Source organism: Chromobacterium fluminis, assembly GCF_011602385.1.
GTDB lineage: Bacteria > Pseudomonadota > Gammaproteobacteria > Burkholderiales > Chromobacteriaceae > Chromobacterium > Chromobacterium fluminis.
On record NZ_JAAOMA010000013.1, the window covers coordinates 1 to 24,086 of the forward strand.

At 64.3% G+C, this 24,086-nt stretch carries 25 protein-coding genes and 1 rRNA gene; 22 read left to right on the forward strand and 4 right to left on the reverse strand.

Going from position 1 to position 24,086, the window contains the following annotated elements:
* Nucleotides 1-8 precede the first annotated feature (8 nt).
* Nucleotides 9-123 (forward strand): 5S ribosomal RNA (gene rrf / locus HA052_RS10720).
* Between the two features lie 118 nt (nt 124-241).
* On the opposite strand, the gene HA052_RS10725 is transcribed toward rrf, so the two are convergent.
* The gene (locus tag HA052_RS10725; RefSeq protein WP_166451929.1) at nt 242-2,029 is read right to left on the reverse strand and encodes a GAF domain-containing sensor histidine kinase; all 1,788 of its coding nucleotides are present in this window, start codon (nt 2,027-2,029) and stop codon (nt 242-244) included.
* A gap of 94 nt (nt 2,030-2,123) precedes the next feature.
* On the reverse strand, nt 2,124-3,464 hold the full coding sequence (gene pssA, locus HA052_RS10730) for a CDP-diacylglycerol--serine O-phosphatidyltransferase (RefSeq protein ID WP_166451930.1): 1,341 nt from the start codon (nt 3,462-3,464) through the stop codon (nt 2,124-2,126).
* Nucleotides 3,465-3,662: 198 nt separating this feature from the next.
* Here pssA and HA052_RS10735 point away from each other — a divergent pair, with 198 nt between their 5' ends.
* From HA052_RS10735 to HA052_RS10745, 3 genes are all read left to right on the forward strand, one after another.
* On the forward strand, nt 3,663-4,190 hold the full coding sequence (locus HA052_RS10735; RefSeq protein ID WP_019103838.1) for an RNA pyrophosphohydrolase: 528 nt from the start codon (nt 3,663-3,665) through the stop codon (nt 4,188-4,190).
* Between the two features lie 116 nt (nt 4,191-4,306).
* Nucleotides 4,307-6,271, forward strand: coding sequence for a DNA topoisomerase IV subunit B (parE, locus tag HA052_RS10740; RefSeq protein ID WP_166451931.1), 1,965 nt, complete (start codon nt 4,307-4,309; stop codon nt 6,269-6,271).
* A 102-nt stretch (nt 6,272-6,373) separates the two neighbouring features.
* Complete coding sequence (locus HA052_RS10745; RefSeq protein ID WP_166451932.1) at nt 6,374-7,090, forward strand: substrate-binding periplasmic protein; 717 nt, start codon at nt 6,374-6,376, stop codon at nt 7,088-7,090.
* 9 nt (nt 7,091-7,099) lie between these two features.
* On the opposite strand, the gene HA052_RS10750 is transcribed toward HA052_RS10745, so the two are convergent.
* Nucleotides 7,100-7,699, reverse strand: a complete 600-nt coding sequence (locus HA052_RS10750; protein ID WP_166451933.1) for a short chain dehydrogenase — start codon at nt 7,697-7,699, stop codon at nt 7,100-7,102.
* A gap of 106 nt (nt 7,700-7,805) precedes the next feature.
* Between HA052_RS10750 and HA052_RS10755 the strand changes: the two genes are divergently transcribed.
* From HA052_RS10755 to HA052_RS10770, 4 genes are all read left to right on the forward strand, one after another.
* Nucleotides 7,806-8,684, forward strand: coding sequence for a LysR family transcriptional regulator (locus HA052_RS10755; protein ID WP_166451934.1), 879 nt, complete (start codon nt 7,806-7,808; stop codon nt 8,682-8,684).
* Between the two features lie 95 nt (nt 8,685-8,779).
* Nucleotides 8,780-9,337, forward strand: a complete 558-nt coding sequence (locus tag HA052_RS10760) for a chromate transporter (RefSeq protein ID WP_081550184.1) — start codon at nt 8,780-8,782, stop codon at nt 9,335-9,337.
* Entirely contained in the window at nt 9,334-9,849 is a 516-nt protein-coding gene (locus tag HA052_RS10765) for a chromate transporter (protein WP_166451935.1), read from the forward strand. The genes HA052_RS10760 and HA052_RS10765 overlap by 4 nt, the downstream gene beginning before the upstream one ends.
* A 92-nt stretch (nt 9,850-9,941) precedes the next feature.
* Nucleotides 9,942-10,787, forward strand: coding sequence for a substrate-binding periplasmic protein (locus tag HA052_RS10770; RefSeq protein WP_166451936.1), 846 nt, complete (start codon nt 9,942-9,944; stop codon nt 10,785-10,787).
* On the opposite strand, the gene HA052_RS10775 is transcribed toward HA052_RS10770, so the two are convergent.
* A complete protein-coding gene (locus HA052_RS10775; protein WP_166451937.1) occupies nt 10,775-11,455 on the reverse strand; it encodes a Dph6-related ATP pyrophosphatase in 681 nt (226 codons plus the stop codon). The genes HA052_RS10770 and HA052_RS10775 overlap by 13 nt on opposite strands.
* Before the next feature lie 108 nt (nt 11,456-11,563).
* Here HA052_RS10775 and hemE point away from each other — a divergent pair, with 108 nt between their 5' ends.
* From hemE to HA052_RS10845, 14 genes are all read left to right on the forward strand, one after another.
* Nucleotides 11,564-12,631, forward strand: coding sequence for a uroporphyrinogen decarboxylase (gene hemE / locus HA052_RS10780; RefSeq protein WP_166451938.1), 1,068 nt, complete (start codon nt 11,564-11,566; stop codon nt 12,629-12,631).
* Nucleotides 12,632-13,198: 567 nt separating this feature from the next.
* The gene (locus HA052_RS10785; protein ID WP_166451939.1) at nt 13,199-15,373 is read left to right on the forward strand and encodes a primosomal protein N'; all 2,175 of its coding nucleotides are present in this window, start codon (nt 13,199-13,201) and stop codon (nt 15,371-15,373) included.
* 16 nt (nt 15,374-15,389) lie between these two features.
* The gene (dacB, locus tag HA052_RS10790) at nt 15,390-16,772 is read left to right on the forward strand and encodes a D-alanyl-D-alanine carboxypeptidase/D-alanyl-D-alanine endopeptidase (protein WP_240937337.1); all 1,383 of its coding nucleotides are present in this window, start codon (nt 15,390-15,392) and stop codon (nt 16,770-16,772) included.
* A 98-nt stretch (nt 16,773-16,870) separates the two neighbouring features.
* On the forward strand, nt 16,871-17,128 hold the full coding sequence (grxC, locus tag HA052_RS10795) for a glutaredoxin 3 (RefSeq protein ID WP_166451941.1): 258 nt from the start codon (nt 16,871-16,873) through the stop codon (nt 17,126-17,128).
* 131 nt (nt 17,129-17,259) lie between these two features.
* Nucleotides 17,260-17,712 (forward strand): protein-export chaperone SecB, encoded by a 453-nt coding sequence (gene secB / locus HA052_RS10800; protein ID WP_081550201.1) that lies wholly within the window; start codon nt 17,260-17,262, stop codon nt 17,710-17,712.
* 13 nt (nt 17,713-17,725) lie between these two features.
* On the forward strand, nt 17,726-18,169 hold the full coding sequence (locus tag HA052_RS10805; RefSeq protein ID WP_081550203.1) for an SH3 domain-containing protein: 444 nt from the start codon (nt 17,726-17,728) through the stop codon (nt 18,167-18,169).
* Nucleotides 18,170-18,178: 9 nt separating this feature from the next.
* A complete protein-coding gene (locus tag HA052_RS10810) occupies nt 18,179-19,183 on the forward strand; it encodes an NAD(P)H-dependent glycerol-3-phosphate dehydrogenase (RefSeq protein WP_166451942.1) in 1,005 nt (334 codons plus the stop codon).
* A gap of 148 nt (nt 19,184-19,331) precedes the next feature.
* Nucleotides 19,332-20,030 carry a class I SAM-dependent methyltransferase gene (locus tag HA052_RS10815; protein ID WP_166451943.1) on the forward strand — a complete coding sequence of 233 codons (699 nt, stop codon included), beginning with the start codon at nt 19,332-19,334 and terminating at the stop codon, nt 20,028-20,030.
* Between the two features lie 141 nt (nt 20,031-20,171).
* The gene (locus HA052_RS10820; protein WP_166451944.1) at nt 20,172-20,900 is read left to right on the forward strand and encodes a beta-ketoacyl synthase chain length factor; all 729 of its coding nucleotides are present in this window, start codon (nt 20,172-20,174) and stop codon (nt 20,898-20,900) included.
* Complete coding sequence (locus HA052_RS10825) at nt 20,887-21,669, forward strand: 1-acyl-sn-glycerol-3-phosphate acyltransferase (protein WP_206118866.1); 783 nt, start codon at nt 20,887-20,889, stop codon at nt 21,667-21,669. The genes HA052_RS10820 and HA052_RS10825 overlap by 14 nt, the downstream gene beginning before the upstream one ends.
* Nucleotides 21,666-21,926 carry a phosphopantetheine-binding protein gene (locus HA052_RS10830; protein WP_166451945.1) on the forward strand — a complete coding sequence of 87 codons (261 nt, stop codon included), beginning with the start codon at nt 21,666-21,668 and terminating at the stop codon, nt 21,924-21,926. The genes HA052_RS10825 and HA052_RS10830 overlap by 4 nt, the downstream gene beginning before the upstream one ends.
* Before the next feature lie 2 nt (nt 21,927-21,928).
* Complete coding sequence (locus HA052_RS10835; RefSeq protein ID WP_166451946.1) at nt 21,929-22,174, forward strand: acyl carrier protein; 246 nt, start codon at nt 21,929-21,931, stop codon at nt 22,172-22,174.
* A gap of 1 nt (nt 22,175) precedes the next feature.
* The gene (locus tag HA052_RS10840; RefSeq protein ID WP_166451947.1) at nt 22,176-22,742 is read left to right on the forward strand and encodes a COG4648 family protein; all 567 of its coding nucleotides are present in this window, start codon (nt 22,176-22,178) and stop codon (nt 22,740-22,742) included.
* The gene (locus HA052_RS10845) at nt 22,739-24,070 is read left to right on the forward strand and encodes an AMP-binding protein (RefSeq protein WP_166451948.1); all 1,332 of its coding nucleotides are present in this window, start codon (nt 22,739-22,741) and stop codon (nt 24,068-24,070) included. Before HA052_RS10840 ends, HA052_RS10845 begins: the two co-directional genes overlap by 4 nt.
* Nucleotides 24,071-24,086 lie beyond the last annotated feature (16 nt).

Sequence of the window (24,086 nt, forward strand, 5' to 3'; positions counted from 1 at the left end):
AGTTTATGTCTGGTGGCCATAGCGAGGTGGTCCCACGCCTTCCCATCCCGAACAGGACCGTGAAACGCCTTAGCGCCGATGATAGTGTGGCATTCGCCATGTGAAAGTAGGACACCGCCAGACGCCCCATTGCGAAGCCCAGCTCATACGAGCTGGGCTTTATGCATTTGCGCCGCCGGCGCCACAGCCAAGCCTCCCCATGGGAGGCTTTGGCGCGTTTGGGGGGGATCTGCTTTGCGGTTCAGAGTTGGTTGGGAGGAAAGCTGATGGTGAAGCTCGCGCCTTGGCCGGGTGCGCTGTCTAGCCGAATCTCGCCTTTCAGTATGGTGTGTACGATGTTGTGCACCATGGCCAGCCCCAGCCCTACGCCGCTCTGTCCCATTTGCGTGGTGAAGAAGGGGTCGAAAACCTTGTGTTGCAGCTCCGGCGCAATGCCCTTGCCGTCGTCTGAATAGCGCAGCAGCAGCGTTGCTTGTTGCGCTTGCAATTGGATGTCTATGCGGCCGCGATTGTGCCCGTCGAAGCCATGGGCAAGACTGTTGGCGATGAGGTGGGACAGAAGCTGTTCCAAAGCGCCCGGATAGTTCTCGATCTGCAGATCATGAGGTGCTTCCAGTGTTAGCTGGACGTTGGGATAGTGCTTGGGCGGCAGCAGCGAGCGAGTTAATTGGGCAAGGGTTTGAGCGGGCTTGAACGCGCGCTTGGGTTGCTTGAGTTGGTCGGAGGCGATCAGTTTGAAGCGGCCGATCAGATCGCCGGCCAGCTCGCTGTTTCTTTGCAGTAGCTCGCTGGTTTCGACCGCCTTACGCAGAAACTCTTGCAGATTGCCGCGCGAGAGTTGCTTGGCCTCGTCGACGTGGATGATGGACTTGAGGTCCGCGTGCAATACCGAGGCGCTGAGCAGAATATTTCCTATCGGCGTGTTCAATTCGTGCGCCATGCCGGCGACCATGCGGGCGAGCGCCGCCTGTTTTTCCGCAATGCTGATTTGCTGCATCGCCTGTTTGAGTTCGGCGGTTCGCTTGGCTACGCGGTCTTCCAAGTGGCTATTGAGCTGTTGCAGCTCGGATTCCGCCTGCTTGCGCTGGCTGATGTCGGAGTAGGTGCCTATCATGCGCGATGGCCGCCCCAACTCGTCGCGGCCCACCACCATGCCGCGGCTCAGCAGCCAGATCCAGCCGTCTTGCGAGCGGAAACGGTGTTCCGAGGTGAAAGGCCCTTCCGGCTGGCGCTGGTAGCGCTTGATCGCGGCCTGGACTTCGGGCAGGTCGTCGGGATGGATGCCGGTGTGCCAGAGTTTGAACGCGCCGGTGTCCGGATCATTCAGCCCCAGCAGTTGCCGGCAGCGGGTGGAGAGAAAGACGGCGTTGCCGGCGATGTCCCAATCCCAGACGCCGTCGCCGGCGCCTTCCAGCGCGAAGTGCCAGCGTTCCTCGCTTTCGCGCAAAGCCTGTAGCGCTTTCCGCTCCCCGGCTCGCAGCGATTCGAACTCCCGCCTAACGCGTTCGGCCTCGTCCGCGCGCAAAATGGCGTCCTCTTGTTCCCTGGCCATATCGTGGTAGACCTGATGCAGATCGCGCTCCACCATGGAGCGGAACTGGCTGAGCAATTGCTTGTGGGTCGGGCTATAGGGATTCTCCGCGCGGTCCAGCACGCAGATGGTGCCGAAGATGTCCTGGTTGGGCCAGATCAGCGGCATGCCCAGATAAGAGATCATGCCCAGCTTGATGTCGGGATTGTGATCCCAGTCAGGGTCTTTCAAAGCGTTGGGCACCAGCAGCTCCTTGCGGCTGCTCATCACGGTTTCGCAATACAGGCCGGTGTCGAGGTCGGCCAGTTCGTCTTCTTCGTAGGGGTTGCCTTGGCTATGGCTGGAGAGGAAGACCTTGATGCGCGGAGCCTGCTTTTGCATGATCAACGCGGCGGGGATGTCGACGATTTTGGCCAGCAGATCCAGCACCTGCTGCCACTTTTCCGACAGATCGCGGCTGATGCTCAGGTTTTGGGTGTCGATCTTGATGGCCGGCATCGGGGGCTCCATGTTTTGCTAAGCGTTTTCATCTTTTTAGCATATGGGCCGATGCCGGCGGGGAACGGCGGCGTTTTAGCGGGCCTTGAACCGTTTACAGCATCAGGTTTAGCATGCGGTCGATGCGCACGCGGCTCAGGCGGGTCAATAGTTTTTTGATTTGTTCGGGATAGGTGCGCACGTCTTCCAGCTCGCGGTAATGCAGCAACTGTCGGCTGTGACGCAAGATGTTTTCCTGTTCTTGCAGGTTCTGGTGCTTAAGCTCGGCGTTGGGATCGCTGATCAGCAACGCGTTCTCCATGTCCAGGCGGAAGGCGCGCGGATTGAGATTGTTGCCGGTCAGCAGCATGTGGCGCTGGTCGCTGAACATGCCTTTGAGGTGATAGGTGTTGTCGCCGTCTTTCCACTGGTGCACTCGCAGCTGGCCGACACCGATGTAGTGGCGTTGGCGCTTGGCGAAGCGACGCAAGTTCATTTCGTAGAGATAGGGCAGCGCGCCGATGACGCGGAAGGGCTCGCTGGGCGGAATGTAGAAGTCATTGGCGGTTTTATCGCCGACGACGATGTCGATTTGCACGCCGCGGCGCAGCGCCTTGCTGATGGCGAGCACCACCGGCCGCGGAAAGTTGAAATAGGGGGTGCAGATGAACAGCGAACTGCGGGTATTTGCAATCAGTTCCAGAATCACCCGGTTGAGCGTGTTGCCCTTGCCGATGCCGACAATCGGGCTGATGGCCAGTCCGTCTTCCGCGCCAATCTGGTTGTCAATCCGGTATTGGCTATGGCTGATCTTGTCGCGGAAGGCGCGGATTTCCTTGCGTATGCTGCGCGTGGCCGGCGCCGGCTTGTCCAGCCGGAATACCGCTGGGTCGTTGAAGAACTGCTCGTGCATATAGCTGGACATCACATCCGCCAGCGCCTGATTGCGGATCAGGTGGTAGCGGTCGAAACGGTACTTGTCCAGCTTGTGCAAGTAGACATTGTTGATGCTGGCGCCGCTGTACAGCACCTGGTCGTCAACAATCAGACCTTTAAGATGCAGCACGCCGAATAGTTCGCGGGTTTGCACCGGGATGCCGTAGATGGGCACGTCAACGTTGTGCCGCAGCGCCTGGGCCCGGTACCAGGCGGCGTTGCAACTGTCCTGGCTTTCGCCGATGCGCCCGCGCTGGGCGCGGTGCCAGTCCACCATGACGCGGATATCCAGTTGCGGCTGCCGCTGTTTGGCGGCGAACAGCGCGTCCAGTACTTCCTGGCCGGCTTCGTCGTGCTCCAGATAGAGCGCGACGATATAGACGCGGTGCCGGGCCTGCGCGATCGCCTCCAGCAGGCAAAGGCGGAAGTCGGCGGTCTGATGCAGGGTGGTGATGGCGTCGGCTTGCATGCGCAGCTTGGGAAGCTGAGCCAGCAACGATCTTTTTAGCAGAAATGCCATGTAAGCGTTGGGTTTGACGTTTAATCGTGGAATCGTAGCATCGTTTTCGCCTCTTGGGGGAGTCCGCGCCTGCGCAATCCTTGCGCCAGCGCAGTTCCGGACGAAGTCTAAGCTTGGCGAGGCCGGCGATAGAGTCCATGGCAAGGCGGAGCGAAATGTGCAAAAATTCGTTCAACTAGATGAATTGCAGGTTTTCCAATGCTGGACCGGGACGGATACCGCCCCAATGTCGGAATCATCCTCATCAATGGTAAAAATGAGGTGTTCTGGGGCAAGCGAGTGCGGGAGCATTCTTGGCAGTTTCCGCAAGGCGGAATCAAGCCTGGCGAGAGTCCGGAGGCCGCGATGTATCGCGAGCTGCTGGAAGAGGTGGGTTTGCTGCCGCAACATGTGAAAATACTGGGACGCACCCGCGACTGGATGCGTTACGAGGTGCCGACCAACTGGGTGCGCCGGGAGTGGCGCGGCAGTTACAAGGGGCAGAAGCAGATTTGGTTCCTACTGAAGCTGGTGGGGCGCGAGTGCGACGTTTGCCTGCGCGCCAGCAGCCACCCCGAGTTTGACGGCTGGCGCTGGAACGAGTATTGGGCGCCGGTGGATGCGGTGATCGAGTTCAAGCGCGAGGTGTACGAGCGCGCGTTGGCCGAGCTGTCGCGCTTCCTGCGCGGAGTGGAAAGCCGGGAGGCCTATCTGGCCCGGCTTGGCCGCGCCCAGGAGCCGCATTGATGCGGCGCCGTCTGCGCGCCTCGAAGCGACACGGCGGGCCTGGCCCGCTGTCTTTTTTTGCGCCGTGGCCTTGGCCGCGGCGTTTGGCGTAATTTGCTGAGCAACAAGATTCAAACATGACGCAACAATACGATGAGTCGTCGGTACGGGTGCTGAAAGGCTTGGAGCCGGTCAAGGAACGGCCGGGGATGTATACCCGCACCATCGACCCCACCCATATTTGCCAGGAAGTGATAGACAACGCCGCCGATGAGGCGCTAGGCGGCTTTGCGCGCAAGATCGCGGTGACGGTGCATCAGGACGGTTCGCTGTCGGTGGAAGACGACGGCCGCGGCATTCCGGTGGGCCTGCATCCGCAGGAAGGCGTGCCGGTAGTGGAATTGGTGTTCACCCGGCTGCACGCCGGCGGCAAGTTCAACAAGAAAGACGGCGGCGCTTACGCCTTTTCCGGAGGCCTGCACGGGGTGGGCGTGTCGGTAACCAATGCGTTGTCCACCCGGCTGGAGGTGGAGGTCAAGCGCGAAGGCGGCGTGCACCGCCTGGTGTTTTCCGGCGGCGACGTTATTGAGCCTTTGGCCCGGGTGGCGGATTGCGGCCCGCGCACCAGCGGCACTCGGGTCAAGGTATGGCCCGATGGCAAGTACTTTGAAAGCCCTCGTTACTCCTTGCCGGAGTTGGAACGCTTGCTGCGCGCCAAGGCGGTGCTGCTGCCCGGCGTCGCGGTCACCCTGGTAGTGGAGCGCCCCAGCGGCGATGAGGTCAAAGTCTGGCAATACCCGGAGGGCTTGAAGAGCTATCTGGCCGAGTTGTGCAACGGCGACGAGCCGGTGGCGCCCTTGTTCGCCGGAGAGGCCTATATCGGCGACGATCACGAGCAGTTCGCCAAGGGCGAGGGCGTACAGTGGGCGATGGCCTGGTTCGAGGACGGCGCCAGCGGCGAGAGTTACGTCAACTTGATTCCGACGCCGGTGGGCGGCACCCATGAGGCCGGTTTGCGCGCCGGGGTGTTCGACGCGGTGAAGAGCTTCATCGATCACCACAACTTGCTGCCGCGCGGTGTCAAGCTGATGGCGGAGGATGTGTGGAGCCGCGTGCGCTTCGTATTGTCCGCCCGGGTGCTGGACCCGCAGTTCCAGGGGCAAACCAAGGACAAGCTGACCAGCCGCGACGCGTTGAAGCTGATTTCCGGCCTGGCGCGCGATCCGGTGGAGCTGTGGCTGAACCAGAACGTGGAGTCCGGCAAGAAGATCGCCGAGTTGGCCATCCGTCAGGCGCAGTCGCGCCTGAAGTCGGTGAAGAAGGTGGAGAAGAAGAAGGGCTCCGGCGTGGCCGTGCTGCCCGGCAAACTCACCGATTGCGAGAGCGAGGATATCGACCGCAACGAGCTGTTCCTGGTGGAGGGCGATTCCGCCGGAGGCTCGGCCAAGCTGGCGCGAGACAAGGAATACCAGGCCATCTTGCCCCTGCGCGGAAAGGTGCTCAATAGCTGGGAAACCGACAAGGACCAGCTGTTCTCCAATGCCGAGATTCACGATATTTCGGTGGCCATCGGCGTGGATCCGCACGGGCCCAGCGATCACCCGGACCTGTCCGGCCAGCGCTACGGCAAGATTGCCATCCTGTCCGACGCGGACGTGGACGGTTCCCATATCCAGGTGCTGTTGCTGACGCTGTTCTTCCGCCACTTCCCGCGTTTGATCGAGAACGGCAACATCTACGTGGCCCAGCCGCCGTTGTTCCGCGTGGATGTGCCGGGCCAGGGCAAGCACCGCCCGCCGCGCAAGCTGTACGCCTTGGACGAAGGCGAGATGACCGCCATTCTGGACCGGCTGCGCAGCGAAGGCGTGCGTGAGAACGCCTGGAGCATTTCCCGCTTCAAGGGCCTGGGCGAGATGAACCCGGAACAGTTGAAGGACACTACGATGAATCCAGATACCCGCCGCTTGTCCCAGGTGAGGGTGCGCACCGGCGAACTGGAGCAGACGCTGTCCACTTTCGTCATGCTGATGGGCAAGGGGGAGGCGTCCAGCCGCCGCAGCTGGATGGAAGCCAATGGCAACGCAGTAGAGGCCGATATCTGAGCAGCCACGCCGCTTGTTCACAAAGGACGGGAAGCCCCCGCAAGTCTTGCTTGCGGGGGCTTTAGTAAGGCTAGGCGTGGTGTCTCAATCAAGGGGAATGGCATGGCCAAGCGATGGCGGGGGCTGTTGGCGGGGTGGCTGGCGCTGCCCGCGCTGGCTGCCGGCTATCACTCCTCCAGCCAGGACATCGGGCCTTGGGGCGACGGCGCGAGCCAGGACGGCCTGGCGCCGCGTTTCATCCGCTTCGTGGCGAAGCAGGCGGGACTGACGCTGACTCAGGATGTCCGGCCGCTGCCGCGCGCGATAGAGGAGTTGAGAAATGGGCGCAACGCGCTGGCGCTGGTGACAGCCTCGTCGGAGCGCGCGCGTTTTGCCGTGGAGCTGTGCCGGCCAGTGTCTATCCGCATTTCCGTGCTCTACCATCGCCGCGGCTTGGTGTCGCCCATCGGCCCGTCTTGGTTCCGCCAGCGCAGCCTGGGCGTTTTGCGCGGTACCCACACCTTGGACGGTTTTATCGCCGAAAGCGGTGCGACGCCGGTGGAGGTGTCGGACATGCCGCAGGGGTTTCGCATGCTGCAAGCCGGCAGGCTGGACGCGATGATGTGCGTGCGTCCAGGCTGCGGCCACGCGCAGAGGCAAATGGGCGGGGGCCTGCCCAATCTGGCCGAATACGTGCATGGCGACGAGCCAATGGCGCTCTACGTATCCAAACGCAGCGAGCTGGCGCGCGACGCCGTCATGTTGGGCAAATTGAAGGCCGCTTGTCTGTCCGTCGCCGGCAAGCGCGAGATGGCCGGCTTGCTGACGATTTACGATTGAGACAGGGGCTCACCAGACGCGCAGCGTTTGACCGGTCTGCACGCCTTCCACGCTGCGCACATAGGCTAGGGCCGCGCGCGCTGCCGGCACCGCTTCGAAACCGGGGAAGAAGTCCCGGTACTGTTCCCAGGACTCCTGCAACACGTTGGGGCTGACCACATTGATGCGGCGTCCGCCATCCAGCTCCGCCGCCGCGCCGCGGACAAAGCCTTCCAGCGCCGAGTTCACCGCGCTGGCGTTGCTGCCGAAGCGGATGGGCTGCTCGCTGACGATGCCGCTGGTGAGTGTGATGGAGCCGCCGGCGTTCAGGTAGTGCTGGCCGATCAAGGCCAGTTCCACCTGGCCCATCAGCTTGTCCTTGAGGCCGACGCGGAACTGATCGGCGCTCATTTCCGCCAGGGGGCCGAAATGCAGTTTGCCGGTGGCGCTGATGATGGCGTCCACCTTGCCTATGCGTTCGAACAGCGCGCGGATGCTGTCGCCGTCGGTCAGGTCCACCAGCGCTTCGCCGCGGCGGCTGCCGGCCTTGATCAGCTGATGATGGGACAGCGCCTGGCTGATGGCCTGACCCAGCGTGCCGTGGGCGCCGACGATGAGAATTTTTTTCATGGGGGATCTCCCGGACAAGTACAAGACCCGGCCATTTTGCGCCCGCGCGGCGCCTTGATTAATCCGCTAAGATGAACAAGATTGAAAACTGTGGGTTATGAATGGCATGGATCGCCTATTGAGCATGGAGCTGTTCGTGGCGGTGGTGGAGCGCGGCAGTTTCACCGCGGCGGCGGAGGCGCACGGCTTGTCCCAACCCATGGTGGGCAAGCATATCGCCAGCCTGGAGCGGCGGCTGGGCGGCCGGCTGCTGGCGCGCACCACCCGCCGCCAGCAACTGACCGAATTGGGCTCGCACTATTTCCAGCGCTGCCAGTCCATTCTGGCGGAAATCCGCGCGGCGGAAAGCGGGGCCGAACTGATCAGCGGCGCGCCGCGCGGCGTGCTGCGCGTCAACGCCTCGGTGACTTTCGGCTCTCTGCGGCTGGCCGGTCTGCTGGCCGAGTTCATGCAAACTTATCCGGACATCACCGTGGACCTGAGTTTGTCCGACGAGCTGGTCGACTTGGTGGCCGACGGCTACGACGCCGCTTTTCGCATCGGCCGGCTGCCGGACTCCGACCTGGTGGCGCGGCCCTTGCAGCCCTATCGGATGATGGTGGCGGCAGCGCCCGCCTATCTGGCGCGCAAGGGCGTGCCGCGCGCGCCGGCGGATCTGGCCGCGCATGATTGCCTGGGTTTCTCGCTGTGGCGCAAGGACGATGGCTGGGAGTTGCTGGGGGCCGGCGAGTGGGCCCGCGCCAGCCGCTTTCAGTCTAATCACGGCCAGGCGCTACGCATGGTGGCGCTGGCCGGCGGCGGCATCGTGCTGCAAGCCGAGGCCTTGCTGGGCGACGATGTGGCCGCCGGCCGGCTGGTGGAGGTGTTGCCGGGCTGTTTGCCGCCGCCCAAGCCCATGCATTTGATTTATCTGCAGGACCGCCGGCCTTTGCCCAAGTTGCGTGTGTTCATCGACTTCATTCTGGAGCGCCTGGGCGCGCTGTGAGTTTTATTGACAGGGCCTGTCAGCGATTTTCGTTTGAGCGGCGGCGCGCATCGGCGTAGCGTGGACGCGTGGATGATTTGGAGAGAGGAAAGGGCATGGAACCGGATATGCGGACGCCCAGTCGGCGTGATTTGTTCGCCGGCTTTTTCTCTATCGGGCTGACCGGTTTCGGCGGCGTATTGCCGCAGGCGCACCGGATGATGGTGCTGCGCCGCCGCTGGCTGAGCGAGGCCGACTTCGCCGTGGTGCTGGGCTTGGGCCAAGTGCTGCCCGGCCCCAATATCGTCAATGTCGCGGTGGCGGTGGGCAGCCGCTTTCACGGCGTGAGCGGAGCCTTGGCCGCCATCGCCGGCCTGTTGCTGGCGCCCATGGTCATCGTGCTGTTGTTGGCTTCCTTCTACGGCCATTACCGGCAGCTGCCGCTGGTGCAGAATGTGCTGCATGGCCTGGCCTCTGCCGCCGCCGGCCTGATCGCGGCGATGGGGCTGCGCTTGCTGGCGCGTATTGAGCGCAAGCTGTGGTGCGCGCTGGTGGCGGCGCTGACCTTCTGCGCGCTGGGCGTTCTGCAACTGCCCTTGCTGTGGTCGCTGGCCTTGCTGGCGCCCATCGCCATCGGGCTGGCCTGGCGAGACAGACCGAAGGAGGACTCATGATTCTGCTGGTGCTGTTGTGGCAGTTTTCCATACTGTCGCTGGTGGCGGTGGGCGGCGCCAATGTGCTGATACCCGAGCTGCAGCGCCTGGTAGTGGAGCAGGGCTGGATGAACGCGCGCGAGTTCGCCGCGCTGTTCGCCATCGCCCAGGCCGCGCCCGGCCCCAATGTGTTGGTAGTCTGTCTGATCGGCTGGCAGGTGGCCGGGGTGCCGGGCGCGCTGGTCAGCATGGTGGGTATCTGTGGCCCGTCGTCGGTACTCAGTTTTTACGTGGCGCGCTGGTGGCAGCGTTATCAGCAGGCGCCGTTGACCCGGGCAATCCAGCGGGGACTGGCGCCGCTGACCATAGGGCTGGTGGCGGCCAGCGCCTGGCTGTTGAGCCAGGCGGCCAATGCCGACGCGGGCGCCTGGCTGCTGTGCGGCGCGGTGGCGCTGACGGCGTGGCGCACTGCGATCAATCCCTTGTGGCTATTGTCGGCCGGCGCTTTGCTAGGCGGTTTGGGGTTGCTCTAGGATTGCGTTCAAAGTCTCGCTTTAGTTAGCGAGATTGTGAACAGGCTCTACGCGGTGGCCATAATGAACAGGGTTTTCTCGGGAGGACCCGCATGATGCGAATCTTGATGCTGCTGCTGTGCGTTCTGGCGCTGCCGGCGTTGGGGCAAACTTTGTCGATCCGCTACGCGCTGGTGTCCGGAGAGCAAGACCCCCATTTGCCTTATATGCAGGCTTTGCTGCAACTGGCGTGCAGCGAGGTCAAATTCAGTTGCGAACTGAGCAGCGCGCTGGACATGAATCAGGGGAGGGCGCTGGAGCAGATGGCGCACGGCAATGCCGGCGTGGATCTGTTCTGGGGCATGAGCAGCCGCGAGCGCGAACAGAAGGCCCTGCCGGTGCGAATTCCTTTGTACAAGGGCTTGATTGGCTGGCGAGTGCCGCTGGTGCCACAAAAGCGCGGCCGGTTGTTTGAGAAGGTTTTCACCTTGGCGGATCTGAAGACGCTGAGCGCAGGGCAGGGGCAGGATTGGCCGGATACGCAGATTCTGCGCGACGCGGGTTTGCCGGTGGTGGCGAGCCCTTTGTATTTGCCGCTGTTCGCCATGCTGCGACAGGGGCGCTTCGACTACTTCCCGCGCAGCGTGATCGAGGTGGGTCAGGAACTGGAGTCAGACGTCGCCAAGGGCCTGATGCTGGATCCTTTCATTGTGTTGCACTATCCGGCGGTCTTTTATTTCTTTGTGTCGCCGCGCCGGCCGGAGCTGGCCCGGGCGCTGACCCAGGGCCTGGAGGCCGCGGTTAAGGACGGTAGCTTTGACAAGCTGTTCATGCGTTTCAACGGGCCTCGCCTACGCGCCTTGAACCTGGCGCAGCGGCGCATCATAGAGCTGCCCAATCCCTTGTTGCCCAAGGAGACGCCGCTGAAGCGGAAGGAGCTGTGGTTCTATCCGCGCTGAGGGTCCAGCGGCAGCAGATCGGTAAATACAAAGCCGTCTCGCTCCACCGTTTCGCCCACTGCATGCGGCACCGGTCGCAGAAACATCGGGCCGTCCCAGGCGAAGGAGTGGAACTCGCCGTATTCGCCGCAAGGGTCGGCGTCCGGCGGCAGCGCGTCCAGCAATGCCTGACCAAACTCGCTGCCGGCCAGGTCGCGGGGCAACTTGCGCGGGTCCAGGCAGGTCAGCCTGGCTTTGAGCCCGCTGCGCAGCATGGTTTGCGCCAGTTCCGCGGTGGGCAGGCCCCACAACGGGAATAGCGGCGCAATGCCGCTGCCGGCTAGATTCTGCTCTCGGTAGGCGCGCACATCTTCCAGAAATAGATCGCCGAAGGCCATATGACTGACGCCGTCGGCGCGGCAGGCGCTGACGAAGTCCGCCATCCGGCTGGCGTAATCCTCGTTGCTGCAAGGGTAGGGGATGGTCACCTGGCGCAACGGCAAGCCCAGCGCCGCCGCCTGCGCCTGCAGCAACTCCACCCGCACCGCGTGCATGGCCACGCGCTGGAAAGCCTGATTGACGGTGGTGAACAGTCCGACGACTTCAACGTCGGGATCCCGGCGCAGCACGTGCAGCGCCCAAGCGCTGTCCTTGCCGCTGCTCCAGGACAAGAGAACGGTTTTCTTCATGGCGTACAGCTTAGCCGCGCGGAGGCGAGCCGCCAAGCGGGGGGACTGAGCCGGGGGACTCGGGTATAATGACGGTCTATTTTTTCGCCTCTCAGGACTGATTGCCGCATGACCCAGCTCAAGAACGATACCTTCCTGCGCGCGCTGCTTGGCCAGCCCGTCGAATACACTCCGATCTGGATGATGCGCCAGGCCGGCCGCTATTTGCCGGAGTACCGCGCCACCCGCAGCCGGGCCGGCAGTTTCATGGGTTTGTGCACCAGTCCCGACTACGCCACCGAGGTGACGCTGCAGCCGCTGGAGCGTTTCCCGCTGGACGCCGCCATCCTGTTTTCCGACATCCTGACCGTGCCGGACGCCATGGGCCTGGGGCTGTACTTCGCGGACGGCGAGGGGCCCAAGTTCGAGCGTCCGCTGCGCGACGAGGCCGCCGTCCGCGCGCTGGCGGTGCCGGCGCTGGACAAGCTGAGCTATGTCTTCGACGCGGTGTCCAGCATCCGCAAGGCGCTGGACGGCCGCGTGCCGCTGATCGGCTTCTCCGGCAGCCCGTTCACCTTGGCCTGCTACATGATTGAAGGCGGCGGCTCCGACGATTTCCGTCACGTCAAAGCCATGCTCTACAGCCGTCCGGAATTGCTGCACCACATCCTGGACGTGAATGCCCGCACTGTGATTGACTACCTGAACGCCCAGATCGACGCCGGCGCGCAGGCGGTGCAGATCTTCGACACTTGGGGCGGCGCGCTGACCCAGGCGGCCTATCGCGAGTTCTCGCTGGCCTATATGCGCCAAATTGTCGCTGGCCTGAAGCGCGAAGTCGACGGCCGCCGCGTGCCGGTAATCGTATTCACCAAGGGCGGAGGCCAGTGGCTGGAAGAAATCGCAGCTATCGGCGCCGACTGCGTGGGCCTGGACTGGACCACGGATTTGGGCGCCGCGCGCGCGCGGGTGGGCGACAAGGTGGCCTTGCAGGGTAATTTCGACCCCAACGCTTTGTTCGCCGAGCCGGCCGCCATTGAGCGCGAAGTGGCCCGTATCCTGGCTAGCTACGGCGCCGGCAGCGGCCATGTCTTCAACTTGGGCCACGGCATCTCGCAACATGTCAAGCCGGAGCATGCCGGAGCCTTGGTGGAGGCGGTGCATCGCTTGTCCCGTCCCTACCACGCCGCGGTCTGACAAACCGGGTTTAAGTTCAACGGCATGTTTCTGTCGGCCCGACGCGATTCCCTTTGGCGAACGCACCAAGTTGGCGCGGGCCGGCGGGCATTAAAGCCGGCTTTATCAGTGTCTAAATCCGACATCAAGCGGTTGTTAGCGCGGCCAGCGGAAAAGGATTTGTTTTTTCAACAGAAAACTTAACTTTTCTCTTGGGGCCGTTCGCGCGTCGTCGGGGTATCCTAACTTGTCCGGCCAATGGCTCTCCTGCGGCCGGATTGTATTTTTACACTGTGATGAATAAGGATATTGACAAGGCGAACCATAGTCGTTCTCTGAGTTATGCACATTTGCTAGTCAGAGTTCAGTGCCTTGTCAAGCCGATTGCTCATGTTTTTTTGATCAATTTAAGTCTTTGAAAATAAAGAGAAAAATAATTGATTAATTTTTGCGCAATCTAACGGAAACGCTGATCTGAGGCCGTTTCAACCTCTGATCGGCAGCTTGTTCACAAAGTTATCCACAGCATCTGTGCACAGTGGCCGCAAAGCCTTGTCACAACAGCATTTGTCTTCGGGGGCGCGCCGGATGGGGCAGCAAAGCATCGTACAAGTGGCCGTGGATGTGCCGCTGCCAGGTACGTTCAGTTACCTGACCCAGTTGTCTGTCATGGCCGGGCAAAGAGTAGCGGTTTCCTTCGGTCCCCGCCGGCTGTGTGGCGTGGTTGTCACGGATATGCCTCAACAGGGTATCGATCCCGCCAAGCTCAAGCCGGTGGAGTCCGTGCTGTCCGGGCTGCCGCCGCTGCCGGAAGACTTCATGGCCCTGGTTCGCTTTGCCGCGGATTATTACCACCATCCCTTGGGGCAGGCGCTGTTCACCGCTCTGCCCACCGGGCTGCGCGAGCCCCGGGACATCGTTTTGCCGGATGAGCGTCCATATGCGCTGACGCCAGAAGGCGAGGCGGAGGCGCCGCCGGCTCGCCAGCGCGCCCGCTTGGCGCTGTGGCAGGCTTTGCAGGACGGCGCGTTGACGCTGGCCGCGGCCAAGGCGGTGACGCCGCAGGCCGGCAAGGTGTTGGCGGATTGGCTGGCGGACAACAAGGTCCGCCGCGTGGAGCCGGAGCCCGTTCCTTTGCGGGTGGCGGACAGTCCTGAATTGAACGAAGAGCAACAAGCCGCGCTGGACGCCTTGCGCGGCCAGGCCGGCTATCAGCCCTGGCTGTTGCACGGCATTACCGGCAGCGGCAAGACCGAAGTCTATCTGCGGCTGATCGCAGATCATCTGGCCGCCGGCCGTCAAGTGTTGGTGCTGGTGCCGGAAATCAATCTGACCCCGCAGTTGATCACGCGCTTTACCCAACGCTTTCCGGACAGCCGCATCGCGGTGCAGCACAGCCACCTGGCCGACGGCGAGCGCCTGAGGGGCTGGCTGGACGGCTGGCAGGGGCGCGCCGACGTGATGATAGGCACCCGCTTGTCGGTATTCACGCCGTTGCCGCGCCTGGGTCTGATCGTGGTGGACGAAGAGCACGACGGTTCGTTCAAGCAGCAGGACGGCTTGCGCTACCATGCGCGCGATCTGGCGATCTGGCGCGCGCGCCGGGCCGGCGTGCCCATTCTGCTGGGCTCGGCCACGCCCAGCCTGGAGACCGTGGCCAATGTCGAGGCCGGCCGCTATCGTCGTTTGTCGCTGAGCCGGCGCGCGCACGGCGCGGCGCGGTTGCCGGATGTGAGGCTGGTCGACGTGAGGCGGCAAAAACTGGCGGAAGGCTTGTCCGAACCCGTGATCCAGGCGCTGCGCCAGCGCCTGGCGCGCGGCGAGATGAGCTTGGTGTTCATCAACCGCCGCGGCTTCGCGCCGGTGGTGGCCTGTACTGATTGCGGCTGGACCAGCGGCTGCCCGCGCTGTTCCGCCAAGCTGGTGGTGCATCTGTTGGAGCGCAAGCTGCGCTGCCACCATTGCGGTTGGGAAGAGGCGGTGCCGCGCGCCTGCCCGGATTGCGGCAATCCCGACATTAAACCGCTGGGCGAAGGCACCCAGAGGCTGGAGTCCGCGCTGACGCGTTTGTTTCCCGAGGCGCGCATTCTGCGCATAGACCGCGACACCACCAGCCGCAAGGAAGCGTGGGACGAGATCTATCGCAAGGTCCATGCGGGCGAGGTGGACATGCTGGTGGGGACCCAGATGCTGGCCAAGGGCCACGACTTCGGCACCCTGTCGTTGGTGGTGGCGCTGGGCGCGGACGGCGGCCTGTATTCCGCGGACTTCCGCGCCTCCGAACGGTTGTTTGCGCAACTGATGCAAGTGGCGGGCCGGGCCGGCCGCGCCGAGGCCGCCGGCGAGGTGCTGATCCAGACCCAGTGGCCGGATCATGAGCTATACCAGGCGCTGACGCGTCACGATTTCGACGGCTACGCCAAGGCCCTGCTGGACGAGCGACGCATCGCCGGTTTTCCGCCCTGCGCCTACCAGGCGCTGCTGCGCGCCGACAGCCCCAGCCTGGAATTGGCCACCGCCTTCCTGGCCGAAGTGCGGCGGCTGGCCGAGCCGCTGGCCGAGCAGGTGTTGATCGCCGGCCCGGCGCCGGCGCTGATGGCGCGCTTGGCCAATCGCGAACGCGCACAGCTGGTGCTGGAGTCCCCGCAACGGCAGGCGCTGCACGGATTTTTGAATCAATTGCTGCCGCAGGTGGAAGCGGCGGCCAAACGCCATGGACGCGGCCTGCGTTGGTCGCTGGACGTGGATCCACAAGACATGTGATCGCCGAATGAAAGCAATGAAGAAACAAATCCTGATGGCGGCTTGTCTGCTGTTGCCGGCGTTGCAGGCCCGCGCATTGGACCTGCACGGCCTCAAGCCGGAGGAGGTGGCCGTCTGGGCCGCGCCGGTGGAAAGCGGCAAGGAGCTGACCGGCCATCGCGCGGACAGCGCGGTCAATCCGGCTTCTACCATGAAGCTGATCACCAGCTGGAGCGCGCTGAACCTGCTCAAGCCCGGCTACCGCTGGCATACCGGGTTGTGGTCCGCCGCGCCGGTGCGCGACGGCGCGCTGCAAGGCGATCTGTACTGGCTGGGCGCCGGCGATCCGCGTTTCAACAACGACAGCCTGCTCAATCTGCTGTACGGCCTGCGGCTGCGCGGCGTGCAACGGATAGACGGCAAGCTGGTGTTGGACAAGAGCGCGTTCAAGGGCGTGTCCAGCGCCCACGATTTTGACGAAGACGCCGGTCGCGCCTTCACAGTGGAGCCGGACAGCCACCTGACCAATCTGAAAGTGGCCTGGCTCAACTTTTACGTTGACGCCGGCGGTGCGCGCGTGGCGCTGGACCCGCCGCTGGCCGGCGTCAGCGTCAACGCCAAGCTTCAGGCCGGCGGGCAGGGCGGCCCGAACGACTGTTCCGATGTGCGCCGCTACGTCAGCATCGCCAACGATTTGCGTTCCGTCACCGTCAGCGGCACCTTGCCGCCCAGCTGCGACGGCGTCAAAACCTTCGTCAACGTGTTGGACCACGACGCCTTCGCCAGCCAGGACTTCGCCGCCCTGTGGCTGGCGCTGGGCGGGGCCGGACCCAAGGGTGCGGGGCTGGGGCGAGTGCCGGCCGGCGCACGCGAACTGGCCGGCCACGACTCGCAGCCGCTGACCGTGGCGATCAGCGACATCAACAAATACAGCAACAACACCATGGCGCGCACCCTGTTTCTGACCCTGGGCAAGGAGAGCGGCGGCGGCGAAGACACCCGCGCCAACGCCGAGCACGCGGTGCGGCGACTGTTGGCGGCCAACGGCATTTCCGATGAAACCCTGGTGTTGGAGAACGGTTCCGGCCTGTCGCGCCGCGAGCGGGTAAGCGCGCGGCTGATGGGGCAGGTGCTGCTCAACGCCGCGCGCGGACCGTACGCCAGCGAATTCCTGGCCAGCCTGCCTATCGCCGGCGAGGACGGCACCTTGCGCAAGCGCTTCGCCGAACAAGGGCCGTGGCTGAGGATGAAGACCGGTACCTTGAAGGACGTGAAGGCGCTGGCCGGCTACTGGCTGGGCGCGGACGGCCGCCGGCTGGCGCTGACGGTGATCGTCAACAGCCCGCGCGCGCCGGAGATGGGCAAGGCGATGGACCAGATCGTCGCCGATCTGATCGACCGCTTTGAGGCATCCAAGTAAGAACATGGCGGATTGACGGTTTCGGCGCGCGCGGCGGCGGTATAATATCGGGCTTTGCGCGCTCCTCGCCGGAGCGCCCGATTTCGCGAAAGCCATCGATGAAACCCGTAACCATGTATACCACCGCGGTGTGCCCTTACTGCATCCGCGCCAAGCAAGTCCTCGCCGCCAAAGGCGTGGCCGATATCAAGGAAATCCGCATCGACCTGGACCCGGTCGAGCGCGACAAGATGATGGATCTGACCGGCCGCCGCACCGTGCCGCAAATCTTCATCGGCGATGCCCACGTCGGCGGCTGCGACGACCTGGTGGCGCTGAACCAGGCCGGCAAGCTGGACTTGCTGCTGGCCGATTGAGCCGTTTTGCCCGCGATCAAACCCCCGTTTGCGGGCGGTTGGCCCTGAACCGCTTTCGTGCGATGATGCAGGCCTGTTTTAACCATTCCAAAACCGGCCGCTTGCGAGCGGCCTCCGTGTGAGACAAAGAGATGAGCGAACAACAAGAGCTGCAGCCGGCGTTTTCCATCGAGAAAATCTATGTGAAGGACATGTCCCTGGAAGTGCCTAACGCGCCGCAGGTGTTCCTGGAGCAAGAACAGCCGGAAATCGACATGCAGCTGGCCAGCGAAGGCAAGCAGTTGGACGACGGTTTCTACGAAGTGACCCTGACCGTGACCGTGACCGCCAAGCTGCCGGAAAAAACCATGTTCCTGTGCGAAGTGGGCCAGTCCGGCATCTTCCAGATCCGCAACGTGCCGACCGAAGACATCGACCCCATCCTGGGCGTGGCTTGCCCCAACATCCTGTTCCCCTACGCGCGCGAAGCCGTGTCCAGCGTGGTGAACCGCGCGGGCTTCCCGCCGGTGCTGCTGTCCCCGATCAACTTCGAAGCCCTGTACATGCAGCAACGCGCGCAACAGGCCGAAGCCGGCAACGCCTGAGGCGACGCAAGCAATGAAACGCCTCGTATATCCGCTGGCGCTGAGCCTGGGCCTGCTGGCCCACAGCGCCGCCGCACTTGAGTTTCGCTCAGTGAAGGAAACCGGCGTGGCGCTGTACGAGGCGCCGGCGCTCACCTCGAAGAAATTGTTCGTGGTGAGCCGCTACTACCCGGTGGAAGTGCTGAGCAGTCAGAAAGAATGGTCGCGCGTGCGCGACGCCACCGGCGGCATCGCCTGGATTCCGGCCGCCGCGCTGTCCAAGCAGCGCTGGCTGCTGATCACCGCCGACAAGGCGGAAGTGCGCGCCGCGCCGGCCAACGACGGCCCGCTGGCCTACACCGTGCCCAAGGACGGCGTGGTGGAGCTGCAAGAGCCGCCCAAGGGCGGCTGGGTCAAAGTGCGTCACCGCGACGGCAGCATCGGCTATGCTCGTATTACCGACCTCTGGGGCTTGTAAGGGCTACGCATGAAACTGGCCATCCTGGGCGCTGGCGCATGGGGCACCGCCCTGGCCATCGCCTTCGCCCGTCACCATCAAGTCACGCTCTGGGCGCGCGACGCCAACCAGGTGGCCGAACTGGCCGCCAAGCGCGTCAATCAGCGCTATCTTCCCGATTGCCCGTTTCCGGACGCGCTCAAGCTGTCCGCGGAACTGCCGCGCGCCATCCACGACGCCGAACTCATCCTCATCGTCACGCCGATGGCCGGCTTGCGGCCCACGCTGCGGGCGCTGACCGCGCTGTCTTCGCAACTGCCGCCGTTGCTGTGGGCCTGCAAGGGCTTTGAGGCCGGCTCCAGCTTGTTGCCGCACCAGGTGGTGGCGGAGGAGCTGCCGGCCAACCACCGCTGCGGCGTGTTGTCCGGCCCCAGCTTCGCCCGTGAAGTGGCGCAGGGCTTGCCGGCAGCGGCGGCCGTCGCCTCCGACGACGAAGCCTTCGCCCGGCAAGTGGCGCGCGATCTGCACAGCCCGCTGCTGCGCCTCTACGCCAACGCCGACCTGGTGGGAGTGGAAGTGGGCGGCGCGGTCAAGAACGTGATGGCCATCGCCACCGGCGTGGCGGATGGTCTGGAATACGGCATGAACGCCCGCGCCGCGCTGATCACCCGCGGCCTGGCCGAGATCACCCGCCTGGCCACCGCGCTGGGCGCCAGCCAGCAGACCATGATGGGTCTGGCCGGCATGGGCGATCTGATTCTCACCTGCACCGGCGCGCTGTCGCGTAACCGCCAGGTGGGTCTGAAGCTGGCCGAGGGCAAGCCTTTGCAGCAAGCGCTGCAGGAACTGGGCCACGTAGCCGAAGGTGTGGCCACCGCTCGCGAAGTGCTGACCATGGCTGAACGGCTGGAAGTGGACATGCCAATCACCGCCGCGGTTTGCGGCCTGCTCTACCAGGGGCACGACCCGCAGCGGGTGGTTCAGGAGTTGCTGAGCCGTTCGCCCAAGTCGGAGGCCGGCGAATTGTTGCAGTAGTCCCCCCGGTTTGATTGGATGCGATAACAGCCGCCTTGGCGGCTGTTTTTTGTCTTTGCAGCGAGCGCGCCCTTCCTTTTACCCGAGTCGATGGGGCCTAGGGCGAGAGGCTGGCTGCTTTTGTTGGATACCTTGCTTGAATCTGAGAATGCAGAATACTTTTCCGTTTGTTGAAGAAACGCGTTTTGGCAATTGGTTCCTGAATACGGCCACCTGGAAAGTGCATGTGCTGCGCCGCGCGCTGAACGATCTGGAGCGGATGATGCCGCCGCGGCGCGCGTTTGCCCGGGTGCTGGACGTGGGGTGCGGGTTTGGGCATTCGTTTGACGAGCTGGCCCGCAGATTCGCGCCGGACGAGATCGTGGCGCTGGACGCGGATCCGGGAATCGAGCAGCGGGCGCGTCCTGCCGCCGGCCGTTGCTCAAGCAAAGTCACGCTGGCTTTCGGCAACGCTTCGCGCATGGAGTACGCCGACGAGAGCTTCGACATGGTGTATTGCCATCAAAGCTTCCATCACCTGGTGGAGCAGGAGGCGGCGATGAAGGAGTTTTTCCGGGTGCTGAAGCCGGGCGGGATGTTGTTGTTCGCCGAGTCGACCAAACGCTACATCCACTCCTTGCCTATCCGGCTGCTGTTCCGCCACCCGATGGACATCCAGAAAACCGCCGACGAATATCTGGGCCTGCTGCGCGGGGCCGGTTTTGAGCTGCCGGACGCGCGCGTGTCCATGCCCTATCTGTGGTGGAGCCGGCCGGACTTGGGGGCGCTGGAGTGGTTTGGCTTCAAAGTGCCGCAGAAGCGGGAGGAAACGCTGGTCAACGCGGTGGCGATCAAACCGGCCGTTTAATCCCGCGGGTGCGTTTTTGTTGCGCTTGCGACAAAATGGGACGGATTCGTAACCATTGTTTAATGCCGTATGCTTGTTTGCTTGTTGGCTGAGTGTGAACAATTTAGAATACGCTCCTTTTTTTGATTGACAGGCTTGTGGATGGCGGAAGTGACAATGAGCGGCGAACCGACGTTGGCGATACAGCGTTGGGCGGCTTGGATGCCGGGCCGCGAGTCGGCCGCCGACTGGGCGCAACGGCCGTTGCAGGCGGCCGAGGCGCCCATTGCGTATCCGGACTGCCGTTTCGTCGACGCGGCGCAGCGGCGGCGCTTGAGTCCGCTGGCGCGCATCTGTCTGCATTTGGCCCAAGCGTGCGCGGCGGACGCGCCGGCGGCGAAGCTGGTGTTCGCCTCTCGCCACGGCGAGGTCAACCGCACGCATTTGATGCTGGAAGACATCGCGGCGGACTCTCCGGTTTCCCCCACGGTGTTCGGGCTTTCCGTGCATAACGCGATTGCCGGCACGCTGTCCTTGTTGCGGCGCGACGAGTCGGCGGCGACGGCGGTGGCCGCCGGAGAACGCACATTGGGCTACGGCCTGCTGGAGGCGGCGCTGACGGCGGCGGAAGACCCCGCGCAACCGGTGCTGCTGCTGTTCGCGGATCTGCCCCTGCTTCCGTTCTATCAAGGCGCCGACGACGCACTGGACCAACCCCAGGGCTTGGCCTTGCTGCTGCGGGCCGGCGCGCCGCGCTGGAGTTTGCGACAGGACGCGCGCGCGCGCGCGCCGGAAGGCTGGCCGCAGCCGGCCTGGCTGGCGCACGGACTGGCCGGCGGACGGACGCAGCTGGAACTGAACGGCTGGAGGCTGAGCCGTGAGGGGGCTTAGTTATGGCTGGCGCTTGCTGATGACGGCCTTGGCCTTCTCCTTGTTCAGCGAGGGCGCTTTGCTGCTGACGCTGGTGGTGTTTCCGGCCTTGCGTCTGGTGCCCAATCGCAACGGCCGCCGCCAGCGGCTGGCGCGGGCCATCATCCAGCGCGCTTTCGCCTTGTTCATCGGCTTCATGCGCCTCAGCGGCATCATGAGGCTGAGCATGAGCGGCGAGGGGCGGCTGGAACAGGCGCGGGGCACGCTGGTGCTGGCCAACCATCCGACGCTGATCGATGTGGTGGCGATCATCGCCCGCATGCCCAACGCCAATTGCGTGGTCAAGGCCGCGCTGTGGGACAGCCCCTTTCTGGGCGGCGTGGTGCGCGCCGCCGGCTATATCCGCAACGACGATTCCGGGAGCTTGATCGCGGATTGCGCCGCCTCGCTGCGACGAGGCGACAATCTGCTCATCTTCCCGGAGGGAACGCGCACCGTGCCCGGGCGCGAACTCAAGTTTCAACGCGGCGCCGCCCATATCGCGCTGGCGGCTCAGGCTCCCATTCTGCCGGTGACGCTGAGTTGCAGCCCGTCCACGCTGACCAAGGACAAGCGTTGGCATCAGATCCCGGCGCGGCGTTTCGACTTCGGCCTGGACACCGGCCGGCCGCTGGCCCTGGCGGAACTGTTGCCGGCCGAGACGCAGCCGTCGCTGGCCTCCCGCCGTTTGAGCGAGGCCTTGCAAGATTATTTCAGCCAAACATTGGCAAGGAAGGAAAGCTGGACATGAGTGCGCTGGAACATGAAATCAAGTTGTTGATCATTTCGGCCCTGGAACTGGAAGACATGGGTGCCGAGGATATCGACGCCGAAGCGCCGTTGTTTGGCGAAGGACTGGGCTTGGATTCCATCGACGCGCTGGAATTGGGCGTGGCATTGAAAAAGACATACAAGGTGAAGCTGGAAGCCAACGATCCCGCCACCAAGGCGCATTTCGCCTCGGTGGCCAGCCTGGCTCGCTTTGTCGCAACGCAACAGGAAGCATGAGAATGACCCGTGAGCAAATTCTGAATGAACTGAGGATCATTCTGCAGGACACTTTCGAAATCGAGCCGGAGCGCGTGACGGCGGAGGCCAATCTGTTCGTCGATCTGGAGCTGGACTCGATCGACGCGGTGGACCTGGCGATCAAGCTGCAGCAACTGACCGGCAAACGCATCAAGCCGGATGGCTTCAAAACGGTGCGGACCGTGGATGACGTGATCACCGCGGTCGAGCAGCTGCTGGCCGCCTGAGATGCCGGCGACGCGCCTGTTGGCGGCGCTGGGCGCTTGTTGTTATCCGCTCGCCGTTTTTCTGGGCCTGCAATATTTTCCGCCCCGCGCGGTGGGCGCCGCCTTGCTGCTGCTGTTCTTGCTGCGCTACCGGCGGCAAAGCCGCGCGCTGTGGCGAGACCTGGCCGCGGCCCAGCGCGGCGCCTTGCTGGGCATGATCGTCTTGTCCGCCCTGGTGGCCCTGACCGGCAGCGCCTTGCTATTGCGTTTGATGCCGGCGTTCATCAGCCTGTCCATGCTGTGGGTGTTCGCCCACTCGCTGCGTCATCCGCCCACGATGATTGAGCGCTTCGCCCGTCAGATCACGCCGGACTTGCCGCCGGAAGGCGTGGCCTACACCCGGCGCGTGACCCGCGTCTGGTGCGGGTTTTTCGTTTTCAACGCCGCGGCGGCCCTGTACACCGCCTTGCCGGCGGGGCAGGACTTCTGGCTCTGGTACAACGGCCTGGCGTCCTATCTGTTGATGGGCGCCTTGTTCGCCGTCGAATGGCTGTATCGGCGCTGGCGCTTTCCCGAGGCGCGGGCATGAGCGCGCTGGCTCTGGAGAGCGTGTTGATCGGCGGCCGCGACCCGGACAGGGTGGCGGCTTTGCGCGACGGGCGGCCCTTGACGTGGCGCGACTTCAGCGACGCGGTGGCCGGCGTGGCCGCCACGCTGGAGCCCGGCCGGCGTTATGCGCTGATCGCCGCGGATGCCTGGCTGTTCGCCGTCGCGCTGTTTGCGGTTTGGCGCGCGGACGCGGAGGCGATGGTGCCCAACAACGCCTTGCCCGCCACCTTGAGCGGGCTGGCGGAGTCTTTCGACGAGGCGCTGGACGACGCCGCGCTGCGGGCGCGGATGGCTTCGCCGGGCGCGCCCGCAGCGGCGCGCCTGCTGGACGGCGAGCGCTGCCGGCTGACCTTGTTCACCTCCGGCTCCACCGGCGAGCCCAAGTCCATCGTCAAGCGCCTGCGGCAGCTCTCGGCCGAGGTGGCGGTGCTGGAGCGCAGTTTCGGCGCGCAAGCCGGCGACGCCTGCGTGCTGGCGACGGTGCCGCATCATCATATTTACGGACTGCTGTTCCGTCTGCTGTGGCCGTTGAGCGCCGGCCGGGTCTTCGAAGTGTCGCCGCATTTCCTGCCAGAGGATTTGCTGGAGGCCGCCGCGGGCTTGGGCGGGGTGACCCTGATCGGCAGCCCGGCGCAGCTGTCGCGGCTGCCCGAGCTGATCGACCTGCCGGCCTTGCTGTCCCGCACGCGGCTGTGCGTGTCTTCGGGCGGCCCGCTGCCGGCCGACGCCGCCGCGGCGTTTGCCGCGGCCGGGGGCCAGGCGCCGCTGGAGATCTTCGGCAGCACCGAGACTGGCGGCGTGGCCTGGCGCCGTCAAAGCGACGGCGACCGCGCCTGGACGCCGCTGCCCTCGGTGCGCTGCTCCGTCGGCGAGGAAGGCGCGTTGCGGATCGTGTCGCCCTTCCTGCCCGACGACGCGCCCTGGCTGGCGTCGGACGCCGCCGAGTTTTTGCCGGACGGCCGCTTTCTCTTGCAAGGCCGGCGCGATCGTGTGGTGAAACTGGCGGAAAAAAGGCTGTCGCTGGGCGAGCAGGAACAAAGACTGGCCGATCATCCGTGGCTGGATGCCGCCGCGCTGCTGGTGCTGCCGGCGCGGCGCGACACGCTGTGCGCCGTTGTCGCGCTGTCGGCGCAGGGGAGGGCGCAACTCGCCGCCCTGGGCAAGTTGGCGACGCAGCAGGCGCTGCGGCGCTATCTGACGGCCTGGTACGAGCCGGTGCTGTTGCCGCGTCGCTGGCGCTTTGTCGACGTTCTGCCGCAGACCGAACGCGGCAAGCCGGACCGAGCGGCGATGCCGGGATTGTTTTGAATTTGGAAGGTATTGG

What these genes read in the sequence shown, in the direction of transcription:
- HA052_RS10835 (WP_166451946.1), top strand. Translation starts at nt 21,929, where the DNA reads ATGACCCGTGAGCAAATTCTGAATGAACTGAGGATCATTCTGCAGGAC.
- pssA (WP_166451930.1), bottom strand. Translation starts at nt 3,464, where the DNA reads ATGGCATTTCTGCTAAAAAGATCGTTGCTGGCTCAGCTTCCCAAGCTG.
- dacB (WP_240937337.1), top strand. Translation starts at nt 15,390, where the DNA reads ATGAAGAAACAAATCCTGATGGCGGCTTGTCTGCTGTTGCCGGCGTTG.
- HA052_RS10805 (WP_081550203.1), top strand. Translation starts at nt 17,726, where the DNA reads ATGAAACGCCTCGTATATCCGCTGGCGCTGAGCCTGGGCCTGCTGGCC.
- secB (WP_081550201.1), top strand. Translation starts at nt 17,260, where the DNA reads ATGAGCGAACAACAAGAGCTGCAGCCGGCGTTTTCCATCGAGAAAATC.
- HA052_RS10815 (WP_166451943.1), top strand. Translation starts at nt 19,332, where the DNA reads ATGCAGAATACTTTTCCGTTTGTTGAAGAAACGCGTTTTGGCAATTGG.
- HA052_RS10725 (WP_166451929.1), bottom strand. Translation starts at nt 2,029, where the DNA reads ATGCCGGCCATCAAGATCGACACCCAAAACCTGAGCATCAGCCGCGAT.
- grxC (WP_166451941.1), top strand. Translation starts at nt 16,871, where the DNA reads ATGAAACCCGTAACCATGTATACCACCGCGGTGTGCCCTTACTGCATC.
- parE (WP_166451931.1), top strand. Translation starts at nt 4,307, where the DNA reads ATGACGCAACAATACGATGAGTCGTCGGTACGGGTGCTGAAAGGCTTG.
- HA052_RS10760 (WP_081550184.1), top strand. Translation starts at nt 8,780, where the DNA reads ATGGAACCGGATATGCGGACGCCCAGTCGGCGTGATTTGTTCGCCGGC.
- hemE (WP_166451938.1), top strand. Translation starts at nt 11,564, where the DNA reads ATGACCCAGCTCAAGAACGATACCTTCCTGCGCGCGCTGCTTGGCCAG.
- HA052_RS10830 (WP_166451945.1), top strand. Translation starts at nt 21,666, where the DNA reads ATGAGTGCGCTGGAACATGAAATCAAGTTGTTGATCATTTCGGCCCTG.
- HA052_RS10735 (WP_019103838.1), top strand. Translation starts at nt 3,663, where the DNA reads ATGCTGGACCGGGACGGATACCGCCCCAATGTCGGAATCATCCTCATC.
- HA052_RS10810 (WP_166451942.1), top strand. Translation starts at nt 18,179, where the DNA reads ATGAAACTGGCCATCCTGGGCGCTGGCGCATGGGGCACCGCCCTGGCC.
- HA052_RS10765 (WP_166451935.1), top strand. Translation starts at nt 9,334, where the DNA reads ATGATTCTGCTGGTGCTGTTGTGGCAGTTTTCCATACTGTCGCTGGTG.
- HA052_RS10845 (WP_166451948.1), top strand. Translation starts at nt 22,739, where the DNA reads ATGAGCGCGCTGGCTCTGGAGAGCGTGTTGATCGGCGGCCGCGACCCG.
- HA052_RS10840 (WP_166451947.1), top strand. Translation starts at nt 22,176, where the DNA reads ATGCCGGCGACGCGCCTGTTGGCGGCGCTGGGCGCTTGTTGTTATCCG.
- HA052_RS10745 (WP_166451932.1), top strand. Translation starts at nt 6,374, where the DNA reads ATGGCCAAGCGATGGCGGGGGCTGTTGGCGGGGTGGCTGGCGCTGCCC.
- HA052_RS10785 (WP_166451939.1), top strand. Translation starts at nt 13,199, where the DNA reads ATGGGGCAGCAAAGCATCGTACAAGTGGCCGTGGATGTGCCGCTGCCA.
- HA052_RS10750 (WP_166451933.1), bottom strand. Translation starts at nt 7,699, where the DNA reads ATGAAAAAAATTCTCATCGTCGGCGCCCACGGCACGCTGGGTCAGGCC.
- HA052_RS10755 (WP_166451934.1), top strand. Translation starts at nt 7,806, where the DNA reads ATGGATCGCCTATTGAGCATGGAGCTGTTCGTGGCGGTGGTGGAGCGC.
- HA052_RS10775 (WP_166451937.1), bottom strand. Translation starts at nt 11,455, where the DNA reads ATGAAGAAAACCGTTCTCTTGTCCTGGAGCAGCGGCAAGGACAGCGCT.
- HA052_RS10820 (WP_166451944.1), top strand. Translation starts at nt 20,172, where the DNA reads ATGGCGGAAGTGACAATGAGCGGCGAACCGACGTTGGCGATACAGCGT.
- HA052_RS10770 (WP_166451936.1), top strand. Translation starts at nt 9,942, where the DNA reads ATGATGCGAATCTTGATGCTGCTGCTGTGCGTTCTGGCGCTGCCGGCG.